22 protein-coding genes are annotated in these 18,783 nt (G+C 57.2%); 14 read left to right on the plus strand and 8 right to left on the minus strand.

What is annotated here, in order from left to right; genetic code table 11:
• Positions 1–109 precede the first annotated feature (109 nt).
• Positions 110–898 (plus strand): MotA/TolQ/ExbB proton channel family protein, encoded by a 789-nt coding sequence (locus VIN96_RS00530; protein WP_331893460.1) that lies wholly within the window; start codon positions 110–112, stop codon positions 896–898.
• Positions 898–1,824: a flagellar motor protein MotB gene (locus VIN96_RS00535; protein ID WP_331893461.1), complete on the plus strand. Its 927-nt coding sequence runs from the start codon at positions 898–900 to the stop codon at positions 1,822–1,824. The genes VIN96_RS00530 and VIN96_RS00535 overlap by 1 nt, the downstream gene beginning before the upstream one ends.
• An 8-nt stretch (positions 1,825–1,832) precedes the next feature.
• Here the strand turns inward: VIN96_RS00535 and VIN96_RS00540 are convergent, their stop codons facing one another.
• Together VIN96_RS00540 and VIN96_RS00545 are read right to left on the minus strand one after the other, a co-directional pair.
• Complete coding sequence (locus VIN96_RS00540) at positions 1,833–2,777, minus strand: DMT family transporter (RefSeq protein ID WP_331893462.1); 945 nt, start codon at positions 2,775–2,777, stop codon at positions 1,833–1,835.
• Between the two features lie 116 nt (positions 2,778–2,893).
• Positions 2,894–3,172, minus strand: a complete 279-nt coding sequence (locus VIN96_RS00545; protein ID WP_331893463.1) for a hypothetical protein — start codon at positions 3,170–3,172, stop codon at positions 2,894–2,896.
• Between the two features lie 165 nt (positions 3,173–3,337).
• Between VIN96_RS00545 and VIN96_RS00550 the strand changes: the two genes are divergently transcribed.
• Positions 3,338–4,240 carry a DMT family transporter gene (locus VIN96_RS00550; protein WP_331893464.1) on the plus strand — a complete coding sequence of 301 codons (903 nt, stop codon included), beginning with the start codon at positions 3,338–3,340 and terminating at the stop codon, positions 4,238–4,240.
• A gap of 87 nt (positions 4,241–4,327) precedes the next feature.
• Positions 4,328–4,915: an RNA methyltransferase gene (locus tag VIN96_RS00555; RefSeq protein WP_331893465.1), complete on the plus strand. Its 588-nt coding sequence runs from the start codon at positions 4,328–4,330 to the stop codon at positions 4,913–4,915.
• A gap of 9 nt (positions 4,916–4,924) precedes the next feature.
• Here VIN96_RS00555 and VIN96_RS00560 read toward each other — a convergent pair whose 3' ends face one another.
• Positions 4,925–5,935, minus strand: coding sequence for an asparaginase (locus VIN96_RS00560; RefSeq protein ID WP_331893466.1), 1,011 nt, complete (start codon positions 5,933–5,935; stop codon positions 4,925–4,927).
• 73 nt (positions 5,936–6,008) lie between these two features.
• Between VIN96_RS00560 and VIN96_RS00565 the strand changes: the two genes are divergently transcribed.
• The 6 genes from VIN96_RS00565 to VIN96_RS00590 all read left to right on the plus strand — a co-directional run bounded on the left by VIN96_RS00565 (position 6,009) and on the right by VIN96_RS00590 (position 11,169).
• Complete coding sequence (locus VIN96_RS00565) at positions 6,009–6,515, plus strand: invasion associated locus B family protein (RefSeq protein WP_331893467.1); 507 nt, start codon at positions 6,009–6,011, stop codon at positions 6,513–6,515.
• Positions 6,516–6,578: 63 nt separating this feature from the next.
• Positions 6,579–7,709 (plus strand): 23S rRNA (adenine(2503)-C(2))-methyltransferase RlmN, encoded by a 1,131-nt coding sequence (gene rlmN, locus VIN96_RS00570; protein WP_414675577.1) that lies wholly within the window; start codon positions 6,579–6,581, stop codon positions 7,707–7,709.
• Between the two features lie 74 nt (positions 7,710–7,783).
• A complete protein-coding gene (locus tag VIN96_RS00575) occupies positions 7,784–8,365 on the plus strand; it encodes a TetR/AcrR family transcriptional regulator (protein ID WP_331893469.1) in 582 nt (193 codons plus the stop codon).
• Between the two features lie 119 nt (positions 8,366–8,484).
• Positions 8,485–9,048, plus strand: a complete 564-nt coding sequence (locus tag VIN96_RS00580) for a carboxymuconolactone decarboxylase family protein (protein ID WP_331893470.1) — start codon at positions 8,485–8,487, stop codon at positions 9,046–9,048.
• 111 nt (positions 9,049–9,159) lie between these two features.
• Complete coding sequence (locus VIN96_RS00585; RefSeq protein ID WP_331893471.1) at positions 9,160–9,849, plus strand: DsbA family protein; 690 nt, start codon at positions 9,160–9,162, stop codon at positions 9,847–9,849.
• Between the two features lie 108 nt (positions 9,850–9,957).
• Positions 9,958–11,169 carry an argininosuccinate synthase gene (locus tag VIN96_RS00590; RefSeq protein ID WP_414675578.1) on the plus strand — a complete coding sequence of 404 codons (1,212 nt, stop codon included), beginning with the start codon at positions 9,958–9,960 and terminating at the stop codon, positions 11,167–11,169.
• Positions 11,170–11,383: 214 nt separating this feature from the next.
• Here the strand turns inward: VIN96_RS00590 and VIN96_RS00595 are convergent, their stop codons facing one another.
• Both VIN96_RS00595 and VIN96_RS00600 read right to left on the minus strand, forming a co-directional pair.
• Positions 11,384–12,745, minus strand: a complete 1,362-nt coding sequence (locus VIN96_RS00595; protein ID WP_331893472.1) for an ATP-binding protein — start codon at positions 12,743–12,745, stop codon at positions 11,384–11,386.
• A 213-nt stretch (positions 12,746–12,958) separates the two neighbouring features.
• The gene (locus VIN96_RS00600; RefSeq protein ID WP_331893473.1) at positions 12,959–13,543 is read right to left on the minus strand and encodes a uracil-DNA glycosylase family protein; all 585 of its coding nucleotides are present in this window, start codon (positions 13,541–13,543) and stop codon (positions 12,959–12,961) included.
• A gap of 59 nt (positions 13,544–13,602) precedes the next feature.
• On the opposite strand from VIN96_RS00600, the gene VIN96_RS00605 reads away from it, so the two are divergent.
• The 4 genes from VIN96_RS00605 (at position 13,603) to VIN96_RS00620 (ending at position 16,520) form a co-directional block, all read left to right on the plus strand.
• Positions 13,603–14,439, plus strand: a complete 837-nt coding sequence (locus VIN96_RS00605) for a glucosaminidase domain-containing protein (RefSeq protein ID WP_331893474.1) — start codon at positions 13,603–13,605, stop codon at positions 14,437–14,439.
• Positions 14,440–14,509: 70 nt separating this feature from the next.
• The gene (locus tag VIN96_RS00610; protein ID WP_331893475.1) at positions 14,510–14,977 is read left to right on the plus strand and encodes a low molecular weight protein-tyrosine-phosphatase; all 468 of its coding nucleotides are present in this window, start codon (positions 14,510–14,512) and stop codon (positions 14,975–14,977) included.
• 14 nt (positions 14,978–14,991) lie between these two features.
• Positions 14,992–15,852 carry a fructosamine kinase family protein gene (locus tag VIN96_RS00615; RefSeq protein WP_331893476.1) on the plus strand — a complete coding sequence of 287 codons (861 nt, stop codon included), beginning with the start codon at positions 14,992–14,994 and terminating at the stop codon, positions 15,850–15,852.
• Positions 15,853–15,854: 2 nt separating this feature from the next.
• Positions 15,855–16,520 (plus strand): HAD family hydrolase, encoded by a 666-nt coding sequence (locus tag VIN96_RS00620; RefSeq protein WP_331893477.1) that lies wholly within the window; start codon positions 15,855–15,857, stop codon positions 16,518–16,520.
• Positions 16,521–16,523: 3 nt separating this feature from the next.
• Here VIN96_RS00620 and thpR read toward each other — a convergent pair whose 3' ends face one another.
• The 3 genes from thpR to VIN96_RS00635 are packed head-to-tail and all read right to left on the minus strand — an operon-like array spanning position 16,524 to position 18,769.
• Positions 16,524–17,060, minus strand: coding sequence for an RNA 2',3'-cyclic phosphodiesterase (thpR, locus tag VIN96_RS00625; protein ID WP_331893478.1), 537 nt, complete (start codon positions 17,058–17,060; stop codon positions 16,524–16,526).
• A gap of 15 nt (positions 17,061–17,075) precedes the next feature.
• Positions 17,076–18,131, minus strand: coding sequence for an NADP(H)-dependent aldo-keto reductase (locus VIN96_RS00630; protein WP_331893479.1), 1,056 nt, complete (start codon positions 18,129–18,131; stop codon positions 17,076–17,078).
• A gap of 8 nt (positions 18,132–18,139) precedes the next feature.
• Positions 18,140–18,769, minus strand: a complete 630-nt coding sequence (locus VIN96_RS00635) for an arylesterase (RefSeq protein ID WP_331893480.1) — start codon at positions 18,767–18,769, stop codon at positions 18,140–18,142.
• Positions 18,770–18,783: the final 14 nt, after the last annotated feature.

Consider the following 18,783-nt stretch of genomic DNA (forward strand, 5'->3'; position numbering starts at 1 on the left):
TTGTTGAACGATAGTTCACTGTCAGGCGCAAAAGTATTATAGATACTTTGTGTACGATGAATATCGATAGCGCGGAGCCCACGCGCGATTGAGGGCTTAAGGATAGAAGATGGATTTTGCCACACTGATTGGCTTGGTGGTTGGCATCGGCGTGGTTGTCGGCGCTATTTTGGTCGGCTCCGGCCTTGATTTGTTTCTCAATTTGCCGGGATTCTTGATTGTGGTCGGCGGCACCCTGGCTGCTACGTTTGTCAAATTCCCCCTGCAAAATGTTTTTTCCGCATTTAAGACCGGGGCTTCCTCGGCATTGAAAAACGTTCGCGAAGACCCTCGCGGTCTGATCGAGGTATCCCTGGAACTCGCGGAAATGGCGCGCAAAAACGGTCTGCTGGCGTTGGAAGGCGCCGACATTAACAATCCATTCTTCAAACGCGGCATTAAATTGTGCGTCGATGGTCACCCCCTCGAAGTGGTGCGCAACGCCCTGATCCGCGATATGGAACTTTCCATCCATCGCCACGACGAAGGTGCGCATATTTTCAAGGCGATCGGTGATTCCGCCCCGGCGTTCGGCATGATCGGAACCTTGGTTGGTTTGGTGCAGATGCTCGCCAACATGGACGACCCACAATCCATCGGCCCGGCCATGGCCGTGGCGCTGCTGACCACGCTCTACGGTGCCGTGATCGCCAACCTGATCGCATTGCCCATTGCCGACAAGTTGGAAAGCAAAACCGAGGAAGAGCGCCTCACCAAAGAACTGATCCTCGAATCCATCACGCAAATTCACGCCCGTCAAAGCCCGATGATCTTGGCCGACATTCTCGAAGGCTTCCTACCCGAAAATCAGCGCAATCGTTCGGACGATGATGACGACGTGGACGAGGGCGAAGAATAATGCCTCCCCCGCCTCCCAAGAAATGCGAAGCGGGCGCCCCGACGTGGATCGTCACATTTGCCGATCTGATGAGCTTGCTGCTAACCTTTTTTGTGTTGTTGCTGTCCTTTTCGGTCATGGAAGTCGATAAGTTCAAAAAGATCGCTGGCGCCATGAGCGACGCCTTCGGCCTTCAATCCATGGATAAAAAATCCGGCATCATCGAGTTGGACGGCAGCCCTGCGGCCGGCGCCACCAAACACGTGGTGCCGATCCCCATCCCCGAGATGGAGGTTACCGAACACGTCGCCCCCGACGAAGAAGACGTGGTCGAGGGCACGGAAGAACCAGTTCAAGCCGTGCCCGACAAGGCTGCCGAAAAAGCCAAACGCACCTTCAACGATCTGCAAACCGTGATGGCCAGTGAGATTGCATCCGACGTCATGGACATCATTCGCGCTGGCAACGTCACCGTGGTACGCTTTCCAGACAAAGTCTCGTTCCCGTCCGGCAGCGGCGAATTTCGAGATGATTTCCTGCCCATTTTGACAAAATTTCTCACGGTCCTACAGGATTCCGAAGGGCAGATCATCATTTCCGGTCACACCGACGACCTGCCCATCTCGACCGATCAATACCGATCCAACTGGGACTTGTCCGCCAGCCGGGCCATTTCCGTGGCGCAGTACATTTTGAAGTACACCTCGATCGACCCGAGCCGCATCACCGTGCAAGGCTTTGCCGATTCGCGGCCACTGGTGCCCAACGACAGCCCGGAAAATCGCTCCAAAAACCGCCGCGTCGAAATCACCATCCGATCTCTTAGCGACTCGGCATCCAACGGCGACGCCCCCATGAACGAACCCATCGATGAACCAGCCGAAGTACAGGTAGACGCACCCATCGACTCATTCGTTCAAGATGTGGAGCCTGTTCCCGGGAACTGAGCGGACGACTAGACTTTTTCGACGCCGAGCGTCGCCACGCCCAACGCGGGCTGTACCGCCACTGCCTGACGATGCTTGGCTTCGCGGCGCGCAATGTAGATGCCGGACGCCACGATCACGGCCGAACCGGCCCAGGTCCACAGGTCGGGAACTTCGGCGTAAGCGATGAAACCGATTGCCGCAACGAACGGAATTTGCACGAAGCCGAACGGCGCGATGAACGATGCATCAGCCGCGCCGAACGCCCGGTTGATGGCCAAGTGCGCCGCCGTGGCGACAAACCCCAGCACCACCAACCAAATCCACACGTCTGCTTCGGGCCACGTCCACACCGTCAATGCGGGTGGCAGCGAAAAGATGCTCATATACACGCCCATCCACACCACCATGGCGTTGGGCGGTTCGGTTTTCGCCAACGATTTGTTTGACAACATCGCGCCCGCGATCAACGCCGCCGCCAACAAGGCCAGCAGTTGCGGCTGCCCGACTTCGTGAAAACCCGGGCGGATGATCAGCAACACGCCCGCAAACCCAACCACCGTCGCCAACCAGCGGCGCACCCCTACCTGTTCGCGCAAAAACAGTGCCGCGCCGGCCGTGGTGAACAACGGCGCGGAAAAGCTGATCGCCGTGGCTTCGGCGATGGGCATCATCGTGAGCACGGAAAACCACGTCAGCATAGCGCCGATGCCGAACGCCGAACGGCGCACGTGGGCCCAGGTGCGAGTGGTACGGATCACCGCAATACCTGCCATCCATACCCACGGCAGCATCAACACCAACTGCGCGACGTTGCGAAAAAAGGCAATCTCAAAAGGGTGCAAATCGCCGGAAATGCTGCGCACCAGCAAGCTCAGCGTGGCCAGCAGACAGGCAGCCAAGGTCATCCACAGCGCCCCGCTTGCGGCGGGTGACAGGGCCAGAAATCGGGCGTGAAGCGCCTTGGGCGACATGATGCGTCCTAAATATCAGGGTGAAGCTTTGCACCATATGGGGATTTGATGCGCCACACCACAACGTAAAGTGCGGATCAGGGTTGCGCCTTTCGCATTGCAATGACAATCGCGGCTTACGCTTGTTCGTCGTCGGAAGGCATTGGGTTGGAGCTGGCGGAAGCGGCCTCGGCGGCACGCTGACGACTGCGGCGATAAACTGCCAGCGCCAACAGGCCGCCGCTGGAATGCATCACGATGTCCAGCCAATCGATGGGAGCCAACGTCAAGCCTTGCGACAACATTACGGCTTTTTGCACCAGATGAGGTTCGGGCAAAATCGGCATGACCACATAAATCGCGCCGAAAAACATCGTCGGTCCAGGTGGCAGCTTGTCGAGAATGGTGTTCAGCATCGTCGTTCCCATTGTTTGCTTGTGCCTCAAACGGCGTGGATTCGAGTCTTCGTTCCGAATACGTACACCCGCATCAGCCGTAAGGCCTAAACTGAGCCTTCACCAAAGTCAAATAAAGTGCTCATACTGCACACCCTCGAAGTATTTCGCGCCTAGGATCAGGTCATGCCCAACAATACCCTATCGCTTTATGCCATTACGGTGCTGATTTGGGGCTCCACTTGGTATGTCATCAAATTGCAGTTGGGTGTGGTCGAACCGCAAGTTTCAGTCGTTTATCGGTTTGCGCTGGCCGCCGTATTGTTGATCGGCTGGTGCCTCATCAAAGGTAAAGACATGCGTTACAGCGCCCGCGATCACTTGTGGATGGCGGTGCAGGGGCTGTTTTTGTTTTCAGCCAACTATGCGGTCTTTTACGTCGCTACCGGTATGGTCACCACCGGACTGATCGCGGTGGTATTTTCCACCATCGTCGGCTGGAATATTGTGCTGGGGCGGGTGTTTTTTCGCACCCCGGTGACGATGCAAATGTTATTGGGCGCACTGTGCGGCATCTGCGGTTTGGCGTTGGTGTTCTGGCCGGAAGTCTCAAACCTCAGTTTCAGGGACGAGGGCGCATATGGTCTTTATCTGTGCGTCATCGCAACCGTGCTGGCGAGCCTCGGCAATATGGCGTCGGCACGCAACCAAAAGCGTGGTTTGCCTGTCCTCCAAGTCAACGCCTACGGCATGGCTTACGGCGCGGCGTTCACGGCGGTGTACGCCTGGGCGAACGGCATGGCGTTCAACTGGGATGGAACGGTCCAGTACGTTGCTTCACTTTTTTATCTTTCGGTGTTCGGCTCGATCATCGCGTTCGGCACCTATCTCACCTTGCTGGGACGTATCGGCGCGGGTCAAGCGGCGTATGCCACGGTGTTGTTTCCGGTCGTGGCGTTGAGCCTGTCCGTGTGGCTGGAAGGTTATGTATTCACCCCCACCGCCTTGGCTGGCGCGGCCATGGTGCTGTTTGGCAACATTTTGGTTTTGGCAAAATCTAAACATTTCAATTGGTTAAAACAAAACTGACCGCCAAAGGGTTGCATCACCCGCACCTTTCCGCCATTTTGCGCAGCCAACCGCAATTCTACGTTCACAGAAAAACGGGAGCGCACTATGCGAGGCTATTTCGGCGTCGGCGTTGAACGCATCAGTAAATCCATGAACGCCGGGGCGATTTTTCGCACCGCGCACGCCTTCGGCGCCAGCTTCGTGTATACCGTGCAGGCAAAATACAAGCAGCATAAGGGTGCTCTGGCGGACACCTCCAACGCCCTTGAACATCTGCCATTTTATGGCTTTCCCTCGGTCGATGAGATGCTGCTGCCGGACGGCTGCCGCTTGGTCGGGGTCGAACTGACCGACGATGCCATCGATTTGCCGAGCTTTCGTCATCCCAGCCAATGCGCTTACGTGCTGGGACCGGAACGCGGCTCCCTGTCACCGGAAATGGTCGAAAAATGCGAATTCGTGCTGAAGATCCCCACCAGCTTTTGCATCAACGTTTCGGTCGCGGCCGCGGTGGTCTTATATGACCGCAGCCTATCCATGGGTCGGTTTGCCGAGCGACCGGTGCGCGCTGGTGGGCCGGTCAAACCGCTCGACGAGCACCAGCACGGCGGTCCGGTGTTGCGCCGACTGGAAAAATTCCGTCAAGATCCGCCCTTGGGCAAGGGCTTCGATCCCGAAGGATTCAGCGCATAAAACGAAGCACTAGAACATAAGTCCGGGACCTTTACGGATTTCCCCGACCCGTTCGCCAAGGGTGCTGCGCACCGGCATCTCAATCAAATCGGCAAGCTCAGAGCGTGCCGCTTCAGGCAACAGACCCAGGCCATCCAAAATGCAGCCCATGGCCTGTTCGGACGCGCGAATGGTGCCGTCATCGACTTTCAACGCGATGCCTAGACCTTTGGCAGGGATCATCGCGATGTGCACCCCTTCCGCGCCACCCTTGACAAGAACCTCGCCTTTGCACGCCGTCATCACCCGGGTGTCGAAACGCTTGGTGCCCGCAACACACTGCGGGCATGCCACCATCGCCGCCATGACGCGATTTGCCGCCGCCTTGCGCGACGCGGCCAAATCCTTGGACATCATGCGCGCCATACCCCGCGCCAACGCATGCAACGGAAACGCAAACACCGGAATGCCGCAGCCATCCGATCCGCACGGCGCCGAGCTGAGACTGACACCGGTCATCTCTTCAACGGTCTTGGTGACGCGTTGTTGCACCGGGTGATGGGCCCCGATGTAGCCTTTGGTCGCTTCACCCATGAACAAGGCCGTGGACAGAAATCCCGTATGTTTACCAGAGCAATTGTTGTGCGCGCGGGTGAACGGTTCATGCGCACTGCTCATCGCCTTGGTGACGTCCAACGAAATGGCTTCGCACACCCCGCATTCCAAATCGTCGACCGTCAAGCCGACACGCTCCAGCCATGCCGTCACACGTTCGACGTGGAACGGTTCGCTGTTGTGCGAAGCGCACGCCAGGGCAATTTCTTCATCCCCCAGGCCGTAATGATCCGCCGCGCCGGTTTCGATCAAAGGCAAGGCTTGGATCGGTTTGAGTGCCGAGCGTGGGTATACCAGAGCCTCCACATCGCCCCATGCATGGACCATTTGGCCGTCGGCATCGACCACGGCACAGGCGCCGCGATGGCGGCTTTCGACAAAGCCGGCGCGGGTAACTTCGATGAAGACGGGATTCGACGTGGTCATTGCGATGCGTTCCGTTTAAAGGCTTCCGGGTGGGGGTTGCCCGAACCAATCTGATGAGTAAACTGACACCATGATGAGCAAACGGCTTTTTATCAATACGGTATTCCTTCTAGCTCTTTCCGCCCATGGTGCGCATGGCGAAACGTTGTTGGAAAGCGGCGACTGGCAGGCCATCAAGGAATTGGAAAACGGCAATCCCGTTTGCGTGATGTCTGCGGAACCGCAAAAATCGGAAGGCAAATACACCCAACGCGGCACCGCGTTGACGATCATTTCCCACCGCCCCAAGGAAAAGCGCATCGGCGAGGTCGGTTTCCAAGCCGGTTACACCTTCAAGTCCGGCTCCGAACCGACCGCCACCATCGACGGCAAAACCACGTTTAAACTGTTCACCCAAGGCGGCCATGCCTGGGCGCTGGACGCCGCTGCGGACAAAGCCTTGGTCGCCGCCATGCGCGCGGGCGGCACATTGGTGGTCAAGGGCGTTTCGTCGCGCGGCACGGAAACCACCGATACGTATTCCTTAAAAGGGTTCACCGCCGCATGGAACGCCATCAACAAGGCGTGCGGCGTCAAATAAGCGCATTGGCGCCGCTTTAGAATCTTTGCGATTCACTGCAAAAGCTCTTATATGAGGGCCATCATGACCCAAACGCGCACCAACCTGATCGGCCTGACCCGCGAAGAGCTTACCGACGCCATGGCGAGCATCGGTGAAAAAGCCTTTCGTGCCAAACAGATATGGCATTGGCTGTATCACCAAGGCGTGAAGAATATCTCCGACATGACCAGCCTTTCCAAGAGCTTGCACGCCAAGATGGAAGAGCACTTTTACATCGGCCGGCTGGAAGTGGCGCGTCACTTGGTCAGTGTCGATGGATCGCAAAAATGGCTGTTTCGACTTGAAGACGGTAACGAAATCGAATCCGTGTTCATTCCCGACGAAGGCCGCGGTGCGCTGTGCATCTCCAGCCAGGTCGGTTGTTCGCTCAATTGCGACTTCTGCAACACCGGCACCCAGCGCATCGTTCGCAACCTCACCCCTGCTGAAATCGTCGGCCAGTTGATGGCCGCACGCGACAGCTTGAACGAATGGCCCTCGGGCGTCGATGGGCGCTTGCTCACCAACATCGTGATGATGGGCATGGGCGAGCCGTTGATGAACTTCGATAATGTAAAAAAAGCCCTGACCATCATTAAGGATGGCGAGGGTACCGCCATTTCGCGCCGTCGCATCACGCTTTCGACCGCTGGTGTGGTTCCGTTGATTGCACGATGTGGTGACGAGATCGAAGTCGATCTGGCCGTCAGCCTGCACGCCGCCCGCGACGAATTGCGCGATATTTTGGTGCCGATCAATAAAAAATATCCGCTCGACCAGCTGCTCAAAGCCTGTGCGGCCTACCCCGGCGCACGCAACGCCCGGCGTATCACCATGGAATACGTGATGATTAAGGACGTCAACGACAGTCCCGAAGATGCCCGCCTGCTGGCCAAACTGATGCGCCAGTACAAGATCCCCGCCAAGTTCAATCTGATTCCGTTCAACCCTTGGCCCGGCACCAATTATGAAACCTCGTCCAACAACGCGGTTCACAAATTTTCACGCATTCTCAATGATTTGGGTTTCTCAGCCCCGATCCGCCAACCGCGCGGCCGCGATATCATGGCGGCATGTGGGCAGTTGAAATCGGATAGCGAAAATCAAAAGCTCAAAGCCTTGGCAGCCAAGCGCAAAGCGGAGCATGACGCAGCGGAACCGCTCAGCGCTTAAGATTTGCGGTTTCTATCGCATTGCTTTTCACATATCTTGAACGCCTGTTCCAATACTCAGATTGGCAATAACTCATGGCGCGCCCGCAACAGTTCGATACCGACACCGTGCTCGACAAAGCCATGCAAGTGTTTTGGAAAAAGGGTTTCGACGACGCCTCCGTGCAGGATTTGGTCGACGCCACCGGCCTCAACCGCGGCAGTCTGTACAACGCGTTCGGCGACAAGGCTCAATTGTTCGCCGCTGTTATGGAACGCTATCGCGCCGCGTCGCCCACGAAAATTTTATCCCAACCATCTGCGGACACATCACCGCGTCAACAAATCGTCGATTTCTTCTACGCCCTAGTTGAGCGCGCCCAATCCGATGTCGAACACAAGGGTTGCTTGCTGACCAATACCGCAGCCGGACTTTATGGCTGTAACGATGCCATGAGTGCCTGGATTCACGACACCCTTACAGCCTTTGAAGACTTGTTGACCGCCGTCATCGAACGCGGCCAGCACCGTGGTGAAATCACTTCGGCACAGTCCGCCCGTGAAATGGCCCGTTTTTTCGTCGCCATCGCCCAAGGCATCAATGTCATGGCCCGCGCCAACCCAGCGCCTGATGTGCTGCGCGACATTGTTTCTCAGGCGCTGCGCACCTTGGACTGAGATCCATTATTAACTTATCGTTCAAAAACAATTGACTCTCTCTTGGTGAGCGGTTTAACCTCGACTTGTTTTTGAACGACCGTTTTATATCCTGCCCTGCCTCAATACGGAGAGTCGATATGTCATCCTTCATCCTTCACACCCGTGACACCGCTCCCAAAGGTTCCCATGGCGTTATGGATGCTTACGCCGAGCGTTTCGGCTTCGTGCCCAACCTCATCAACATCATGGCGGAATCACCCGCCGCAACCCAAGGGTATGCACACACGTATGGCTTGTTGGCTGAAACCGATTTTAGCCCCGCCGAACAGCAGTTGCTGTTTCTGACCATCAGCCGCACCAACGGCTGTACCTATTGTGTTTCTGCACATACCATGGCCGCAACGATGGTCGGTCTCGACAACGCAACCATCGATGCGGTACGCGACGGACGCCCTATTCTTGACCCGAAGCTTGCGGCACTTTCCAGCTTTGCCATCAAAGTGGTTGAAAAGCGCGGCCATTTGAACCGCGACGACATCAACGATTTTCTCACCGCGGGCTATAGCCGGGCACAAATTTTGGAAGTTCTGCTCGCCGTGGCGACCAAAACCATCAGCAACTATATGAACCATATCGCACATACGCCGCTGGACGAGCCGTTCGCCGCAGCCGAGTGGTCCCCCAGTCCACAGGCGGCCTGATCGCCGCCTCTGCCTTCCTTTCCTTCCCGTGCCGCGCTTGCCAGCCCCCCTCCACAAGTGATGCATGGCAGGGGAAGGTTCTTTATATTCCAAGTCCAGCGGAGAGCGCCCATGACTGACACCTGCAATATTCACGGCGATCACGATAACCCTGCCGATGCGCAACACGTGGACCCCGGGCCCGGCAAGCACGTTCTGTTTTTCGGCGATCCGATGTGTTCGTGGTGTTGGGGGTTTGCCCCGGAACTCAAACAACTGGCGATGCTTGCCCAAGGTCAAGCGCGGTTTCATGTCGTGATGGGCGGGCTGCGTCCGGGAACGGTCGAGCCGTGGGATGACGCGATGCGCGGGTATATCCGTCATCATTGGCAAGAGGTCCAAGCCAAAACCGGACAGCCGTTCGATTTTGCCCGTTTTACAGACCACAATTTTGTCTACGACACGGAACCCAGTTGCCGTGCCGTGGTGAGTGTTCGGGAATTAAGCCCCGACGCCACCTTGGCGATGTACGAAGCGTTGCAGCGTGCTTTTTATGCGGACAATCGTGACATCACCGATCCGCTTGTGCTCGCTGAGCTCGCTGTAGAGGTCGGCGTGGACCGCACGCAATTCGAAAGCCACTTTCACTCCGCCGCGATGCGCTCCCAGGTTGGCAGGGACTTCCATCGCACCCAAGCGTTCGGCGTGCAAGGCTTTCCCTCGGTTTTGTGTGCCGAAGACGGTCAATATGCTTTCTTGGCATTGGGCTATCGCCCGTACAGCGCCATGCAAAGCGACTTTGAAGCGTGGCTCGCCAGCTAAAGCCACTTCTCCATCGCGGCCCCCTTGCCCACGCGCTGGATTTGCTTATAGTGCCCGCGTTGCGGGGCTGCATTGGCCCCATACTCGAAACGTCTAGGGACATTCATCATGGCGGGCGATATCAAGAAAGTGGTTCTGGCCTACAGCGGCGGATTGGACACATCCATCATTCTGCGCTGGCTGCAAGAAACGTATAACTGCGAAGTGGTGACCTTCACCGCCGACCTCGGCCAAGGCGAAGAGCTGGAACCGGCGCGCCAAAAAGCCGAAATGATGGGCATCAAGGACATCTTCATCGAAGATTTGCGCGAAGAGTTCGTGCGCGATTATGTGTTCCCGATGTTTCGTGCCAATGCGCTTTACGAAGGCACCTATCTGCTTGGCACCTCAATCGCCCGTCCGCTGATCGCCAAACGCCAGATCGAGATCGCCCGTGAAGTCGGCGCCGACGCCGTCAGCCATGGCGCGACCGGTAAAGGCAACGACCAGGTGCGTTTCGAGCTCGGCTATTATGCCTGCAACCCCGATATCAAAATCATCGCACCGTGGCGCGAGTGGGACCTGTCTTCGCGTACCTCGTTGATCGAATATGCCGAAAAACACCAAATTCCGGTTCCCAAGGACAAACGCGGCGAATCGCCGTTCTCCCAGGATGCCAACCTGTTGCACATCTCCTCGGAAGGCAAAATCCTCGAAGATCCGTGGCAGGAGCCCGATTACGACCTGATTTTGACACGCATGGTTACCCCGATGGCGGCGCCCGATCATCCGACCGAAATCACCATCGATTTCGAAAAGGGCGACCCCGTTGCTATCAACGGCGATAAGCTCAGCCCGGCGACCCTGCTCGCCAAGCTCAACGACCTGGGCGGCGCAAACGGCGTCGGTGCGATCGATATCGTTGAAAATCGTTTCGTCGGCATGAAATCGCGCGGCGTTTACGAAACCCCCGGCGGCACGGTGCTGTTCCACGCCCGTCGCGCCATGGAGAGCCTGACGTTGGACCGCGGTGCCGCGCACCAAAAGGACGAACTGATGCCGCGCTATGCGGAATTGGTCTACAACGGCTTCTGGTTCGCACCGGAACGCGAAATGCTGCAAGCCGCCATCGACAAAGCCAACGAGCGCGTCACCGGCACCGTTCGCTTGAAGCTCTACAAAGGCAACGTCATCATCACCGGACGTAAATCACCTTATTCGCTTTACGATGAAGCTGTGGTCACGTTCGAAGAAGACTCCGTTTACGACCAGCACGATGCCGAGGGCTTCATTCGCCTCAACGCCTTGCGTTTACGGCTTGGCGCACGCGTGAAAATGTAAGGTGTCTATGCCAATGCAAAAAAGGGCCTTCGGGCCCTTTTTTTACGACCTGGTGAAAGGTTCGTGCTACATCAATATCACGTAAAAAATTTAGATAATTTATGATAATTCTATTTATGAATTGCGCGTAAATAAGATGTTCGAATTTATTGAAATCACTAATTGCTTATTTTGAATGAATTTTTACACGCAATGCCTTTGATGGATCTGAACATCAGGCCGGCTTTTTGAGCGCGCCGGGGCCTTCCAACAGAACTTGGCCAACGGCGAAACACCACACTGCGACCGGCATGAATCCGATCTCATGTTCGCCGATGAAGCGCTTGCCGGACATATTGCGGGTCAAGGCCTTGGACGGCGTGGCGGGCCGGTTTTCGTCCAGGAAGTCGAGCATATCGCCCAACACATCGTGGGGACGGGCAATGGCTTTGTTCGACCAATCAAGCTCGATGCACTTGACCGGTTTGGTGCCTTTGGCCGGCATTTCGACCAACGAAACATGCTTGTGTTTACGGCCTTTTTTCCAAAAAGCGTAATAGAGTCGCTGAAATGTCGGGGAATGCATGAATTGTGAAATCACCGCCGTTTCCGCCAGACGTGCCATCGCTTCGTCGTCCATCGCCACCGGACCGGCCAAACCTGCGCGCAACGCCGGGGACGTCAAATAGACCTTAAAGCGCGTTTGACGTTGAAACCGCTTGGCTTCGCCATCAACCCGCCAGATCCGTTTGATCAAATATGAAGATTCCAGGAACTCCAGGTACTTACGCAGCGTATTTTTGGCCACGCTCATGTCCTTGGAGAGGTTTTCGATGCTCGTTTCGATGCCCGTTTCCAACGCCAGTCGGGTCATCAGCTTGGCCACTTCGCGTTGATCGGCGATGCCACACAATCCTGCCAAATCGCGGTGCAGGATTTTTGACGTGACATCCACCGGATTGCCGACTTGCCCGCCGGTTAGAAAGGAAACCTCAGGAAAACCGCCAAAATTAACGTAATCGACAAATGCAGCGTTCAAAGCATCCAGGTCTGTTAGCCGACCGTAGGGGTCGAACAATTTTTCGCGTATGCGTTTGATATGCAAATACTCAGCGAACAGCACCGGCGGCAAAATGGTGTGTGAAAACGGCCCTGGGCCTTTGTGTTTGCCGCCCGCTGCCGCACCCATGACGTCGGTGTCGGCTTCGGGCACCAACGCGGTCACGGCCGCGATACGGCACGATGGTCGCGCGCGCGCCAATTCATCCAGGCGCTCTTCCCATTCCGGCACGTTGTGAATGTCGTCCAAAAACACATATGCGCCCGAACCACCCGCGCCGACACCCGATGTCATAAACGCTTGGTCGACCAATTCGATTAAATTGAGGTTGGCAAATGCCGGATTGTCGAGGCGCAAATAAACCAGAAACTTGGGGTCGACGCCTGCGCCCATCAAAAGCTGGATGACTTGCTTGATCAAAATCGATTTGCCCGCGCGTCCGGGGCCGGACAAAACTGCCGCCACACCGCCACCGTTGCGCAACCGCTCCAAGAACGGATGAACGAACGCGCGACGTGCCGCGCGCTGAACCGCCACCTCAACAGATCCGGTCGTCCACCAGGGATTGTCAAGGATTAGGCGATTTTTTAAATCAGTATCAAGCACTTATACCCCCAAGAGTGAATAAGATTATGATTATCTTATTAATCGCGCCCCACTCAAGTTAAGGTAATCTATCTGATTTTATTTAATTCGGCAATCTCATTCCCTTTGCACAAACGACCTTTTGTTGTGTTTGATGCCGGGATTTTATGTGATTAATCCAATCACACGACGACGCAGTTCAGGTATAATTTGGGCCTCAAACCAAGGATTTTTACGGACCCATGCGGTGTTGCGCCAGCTGGGATGGGGCAATGGCAATATGTCGGCACCGAAAGACAATCCCCGCCGCACCGTTTCGGTCATTGTCGGAGCGCACGCTGGACCGAGATAAAATTTTTGCGCATATCCGCCGATCAGCAATGTCAGTCTGATTTGTGTCAGTGCGCCGCGTAGCTGCGCATGCCACAACGGCGCGCATTCGGGTCGTGGCGGACAATCTCCACCGTTGGCGGCGCGGCCTGGATAACAAAACCCCATCGGCATGATGGCAAAACGGTGAGGGTCGTAAAACGTTTCGCGATCGACCCCCATCCATGCGCGCAAACGGTCTCCCGATGCATCATTCCACGGGATTCCGGTTTCATGCACCTTGGTGCCTGGCGCTTGCCCGATGATGAGAATTTTCGCATCCTCGGCCATGTGCACCACCGGCCGCGGCCCCAGCGGCAAATGATCGGCGCACACCCGACAAGCCTTGATTTCGTCAATTAGTGATTCCAGATCGACCATGATGGGTTCATCATGACCCGCAGCGCGCAACAAGGTCCAGACTGGAAAAACACCCCGCCATGATACAGCTGTCTAATCCACGCCGGATACCATGGCTAGGTATTGCCGTAGTCGTCGTTTTGCTCGGCGTGCTGGTCGGTTCCGTGTTCTGGTGGCGCACCGCCCACCGCGCGCCAGACCTGGATATCCAAATTGCGACCGCCCGGGCCGCACTGGAACGAGCGCGACAACAGCGCGCCATCGATTTCAGCGCCGACGACATCACAGTTGCACCATACGAAAGCGATGCGTTCGAAGACCGAAAAGTGTTATTTCTCGCCAAGATCTTGCCCTTGGTCGCGGCGGAAAATGAACGCATTCTGGCCCAGCGCGAGATCGTCAAGCGGTCCAGCTCGTCAGCGCAACTCAACGCCTTGGCGCTTGTGTACGGACTTCAGCCCGGCAGCGTGCGCAAAGAAAACCTGCTGCGCCGCATCGATGTTTTGCCGCCGTCCTTGGTTTTAGCCCAGGCCGCGATCGAGTCCGCCTGGGGCACGTCTCGGTTCGCCCGCGAAGGCAACGCGTTATTCGGTGAGCGCACCTATGACCCCGACACCCCCGGCATAACCCCCAAACGCGCCACTGGCTTTAAGGTCAAAAGCTTCACTTCCTTGCAAGGGTCCGTTCGCTCTTATATGCGGACCTTGAACGCACATCGCGCCTACCGGGCGTTGCGCGAACGCCGTGCCGCCGTTCGCGCCTTAGGTCAACCGCTTTCCGGCCCGGTTCTGGCGGCGCACCTGAGAGCTTATTCGGAACTCGGCAACGACTACATTGACATGATTATGGACACCATCGCCGCCAACCGTCTCGATGAGTTCGACCATCTGCTCGCCATCACGCCCACGCGCCAATAAGGGTTGCCAGCGCCGCACCGCATCCCGATAATCCGGTCACTTAAAGTGAGCCATCCAAGCGGAGTTTTTCATGGTCAGCGTACTGTTCGTATGCCTCGGTAACATTTGTCGGTCCCCCACTGCCGAAGGGGTGTTTCGCGATCTGGTCGAGCGCGAAGGCCTCGGTGGACACATCCGCATCGACAGTGCCGGCACCCATGCCTACCACATCGGCGAGCCCCCCGACGGCCGTGCCCAGGCCGAAGCAAAACGTCGCGGTATAGACATCAGCGGCCTGCGCGGCCGTCAGGCACGCGCCCAGGATTTTGCTGAGTTCGACTACGTTTTGGCGATGGACCGCTCCAACCACCAAAACCTTCTGAACATCTGCCCCGCGGACCGGCGTGAGCGGCTCAGCATGTTTTTGAACTTCGCCCCCGCCGTGGGCTGCACGGAGGTCCCAGACCCCTATTACGAAGGCGGCTTCGACAGCGTCTACGACATGATCGAACAAGCCGCCCACGGATTGCTCGCCGATATTCGCGCCAAGCACCTGTAAAACGGAGCCCGGCGATGCAAGACCAGCTCAACGCACGCATTGAAACGTTAACCGGCGAACGGCCAACGCGCTTGAGCGAACTTTCCGGCGGCTGCGTCGGCGAGGTCTATCGCGTCACCCTGGCGTCGGGCCGCGACCTAGTCGCCAAAGTTGGCCCCGCCGGATCGAGCGGCTTGACCCTCGAAGGTTTTATGCTTGAGTATTTGAGCACCCACAGCCAATTGCCGGTACCCCAAGTTATCCATGCCGACGACCAATTGCTGCTGATGACGATGCTCGAAGTTGGCGGTGGCTTGGGCACCGTGGTACAGCGCGACGCCGCCCGTCACGTGAGCGCGCTGCACGCCAATACCTGTGAAAACGGATACGGATTCGCATGCGATACCGTCATCGGCGGCCTCCACCAGCCCAATCCGTGGACGCCCCATTGGTGCGACTTTTTTCGCGATCAGCGGCTGATGTATATGGGCCGCGAAGCCGCCCGCGTCGGGCGCTTGCCCGTCGAGGTGATGAACCGCCTAAGCAGCTTTTGCGAAGTTCTGGAGCGCTGGATTTCTGAGCCTAAGCGGCCGTCGCTGATCCACGGCGACATGTGGACCGGCAATGTGTTGAGCGCACATGAGCGCATCAGCGGCTTTATCGATCCCGCCATCTATTACGCCGACCCGGAAATCGAGCTGGCTTTCACAACCTTGTTTGCCACCTTCGGCGATGCGTTCTTCAGCCGCTACCACGAACTTAGCCCCATCCGTCCGGGATTTTTCGAAGAACGGCGCGACATCTATAACCTTTACCCCCTGTTGGTCCATGTGCGGCTGTTCGGTGGTTCGTACGTCGCGTCCGTCGACCGCACGTTGAGAAAGTTTGGATACTGAGCATGACGCCCCAATTGGTGATTTTCGACTGCGATGGCGTTTTGGTGGACAGCGAAATGATCGCCTCGCGCGAACTGGCCGCTTTTCTCAGCGATCTCGGCCGGCCGACCGAGGCCCAAGAATGTCGCGACGCGTTTACCGGCATGTCGATCAAGTCGGTGGGCGACATGGTGCGCCGCGATTGGGGCTTGGCATTACCCGAAGATTTTATCGAGCAACTGCGCGCCCGCGATCGCATCGCGTTCGAACGCGACCTGCAAGCGGTCAGCGGTGTGGCCGAGGTGCTCACGCGCCTCAGCCACAGTCAAACCGCCTTTTGCGTCGCGTCCAGCGGCACGCCGGAAAAAATCCGTCACTCGTTGACCATCACCGGACTGATCGACCATTTCGACGCACACCTGTTCAGCGCCAGCCAGGTCACCCATGGCAAGCCCGCGCCGGACCTGTTTGAACTCGCCGCCTATGACATGGGCGTTGCGGCCGAGCACTGCGTGGTCATCGAAGACGCCGCCCCCGGCGTGCGGGGCGGCGTTGCGGCGGGCATGACGGTTTTAGGCTTTGTTGGCGCAAGTCACGCCGAACCCCATAGCGCGGCAGCCCTGAAAGCGGCGGGCGCGCAAGTTGTATTCGACGATATGAAGGCGCTTCCGTCGCTGCTCGATCTCTAATCTCTAAAGGTCGTACTCGGCGTAAGGTGCATACTGTGCACCGAGATGACTGAGATGACTTTCAAACAACGTGAAGCCGGTGACGTCAAACGCGGGTAAGGCAAGCCCGGCATGCGCTTCGACGTAAGCCCCCAAACGCCCCACCCCGATCGTTTTTTTAAATCTCGCCAATGTCACGTGCGGGCTGAACTTTCGGCCCTCCGGATCTTGCCCGGTGCGCACCACAATGCTTTCCACAACGCTTTGCAAATGCGCCAGTGCGCCAAGCGGGCTGTCTTCGGCGCCGATCCACAGGCTGTGCGGCGGGCGGCCGAAGGTGCCGATGTTTTTTAGGGTTAATGCAAACGGTTCGGCGCGCACGGCATCAAGCGCGGCGGCGATGTCTTCGGCCACGCTTTCATCGACGTCGCCAATAAAACGCAAGGTCATATGCAGGTTGTGCGTATCCACCCAACGCGCATCCTTGATGCCGTTTTGAATTGACGCCAACTTGTGGCGATGACTTTCCGGCAATGCTATGCCGACAAACAAGCGGACCATGTCTGCTTTCCAAGTTTACGGTGAAGGGTTGGGCGTATCGTGGTGAATCGCTTCGATGCCTTCCAGCACTTCAGCGCTGAGCGCCAACTCGAGCGAGGCGATGTTGCTTTTGAGCTGTTCCATCGTCGTTGCGCCAATAATATTGGCGGTCAAAAACGGCTGGCGATTGACGAACGCCAACGCCATCTGCCCCGGATCCAAGTCATAGTCGCGCGCCAGCTGGACGTATTGCGCCGTCGCTTGCTCGGTCAATCCACGTACGTAACGGTCGAAATAGGGAAACAGCGTCAAGCGCGCGCCTTCCGGTCGCGCGCCACCCAGATACTTACCGCTTAGTACCCCGAACGCCATTGGTGAGTAGGCTAGAAGGCCGCAATCCTCGCGCGCGGATACTTCCGCCGTGCCGATCTCATAGGTTCGGTTCAGCAATGAATAGGGGTTTTGCACGCTGGCGATGCGCGGCAGGCCTTTTTGTTCAGCCAGCGCCAGGTACTTCATCACCCCCCATGGGGTTTCGTTGGACAGCCCGATAGCCCGCACCTTGCCCGCTTTAACGATCTCGGCCAAGGCATCCAGGGTTTCTTCAATGGGCGTCGAGGGGTCGTGTTCGTCGTGTTCATAGCCCAGTCGGCCAAAGAAATTCGTGCGGCGTTCCGGCCAATGCACTTGATAAAGATCGATGTAATCGGTCTGCAACCGTTTCAGGCTGGCATCCACCGCTGCGGTGATGTTGGCGCGGTCCAACTTCATGTCGCCTTCACGCATGTAATCGACCGGAGGGTTTTGCCCGTTGACGTTTTTGCACGCGACTTTGCTGGCCAAGATCACCTTGTCGCGCCCGCCGCGCGCTTTGAACCAATTGCCGATGATGGTTTCCGTCGCACCATACGTTTCAGCGCTGGGTGGCGTCGCGTAAAGTTCGGCGGTGTCGAAGAAATTGACACCCTGATCGCGGGCGTAGTCCATCTGCTCGAAAGCCTGCTCTTGGCTGTTTTGCCGACCCCAGGTCATGGTGCCGAGGCAAATGCGGCTTACCTGCATGCCGGTGCGGCCAAGTTCATTGTAAATCATCGGACATCCTATTTTGTTTGCTTGAGAAGCTCTTGTACCAAAGGCGTGAGACGCTTGACGATCAGCGTGACGCCTTCGGCGTTGGGGTGAATGCCATCCGCCTGATTGAGTGCCGGATCCGCCGCGACGCCTTCTAGAAAAAACGCGTCATAAAGCGCGCCGTAAGTCTGCGCCAGTTCCGGATAGATGGCGTTGAATTCGGCCCCGTAATCCTCACCCAGATTGGGTGGGGCCAACATACCCGAAATCAATGTCGGAATTTGACGCTCCTTCAAGGTTGCCATGATCCAATCGAGATTGGATCGCGTTTCGGCCGGATCCAACCCGCGCAGGCCGTCGTTCGCGCCCAACTCGACAATCACCGCATCGACGCGGTTCGACAGCAACCATTGCAGACGCGACCGCCCGCCGGCGGACGTATCGCCGGACACCCCGGCGTTGACCACCGTGGCGTTTTCTCCCGCCTGGGCGAGAGCCGCCTGCAGCTGTACCGGAAATGCATCCGGCTGGGGCAAGCCGTAACCCGCCGTGAGACTGTCGCCCAACGCCAAGATGATTTTCGTCTCGTCCGCCTGTGCCTTGGTCACGCCCAACGAGAGCGCGGCAATCACCAGCACCGCGTTGACAATGCGCGACATCAGTCCATATTTCG

Source organism: Magnetovibrio sp. (assembly GCF_036568125.1).
GTDB lineage: Bacteria > Pseudomonadota > Alphaproteobacteria > Rhodospirillales > Magnetovibrionaceae > Magnetovibrio.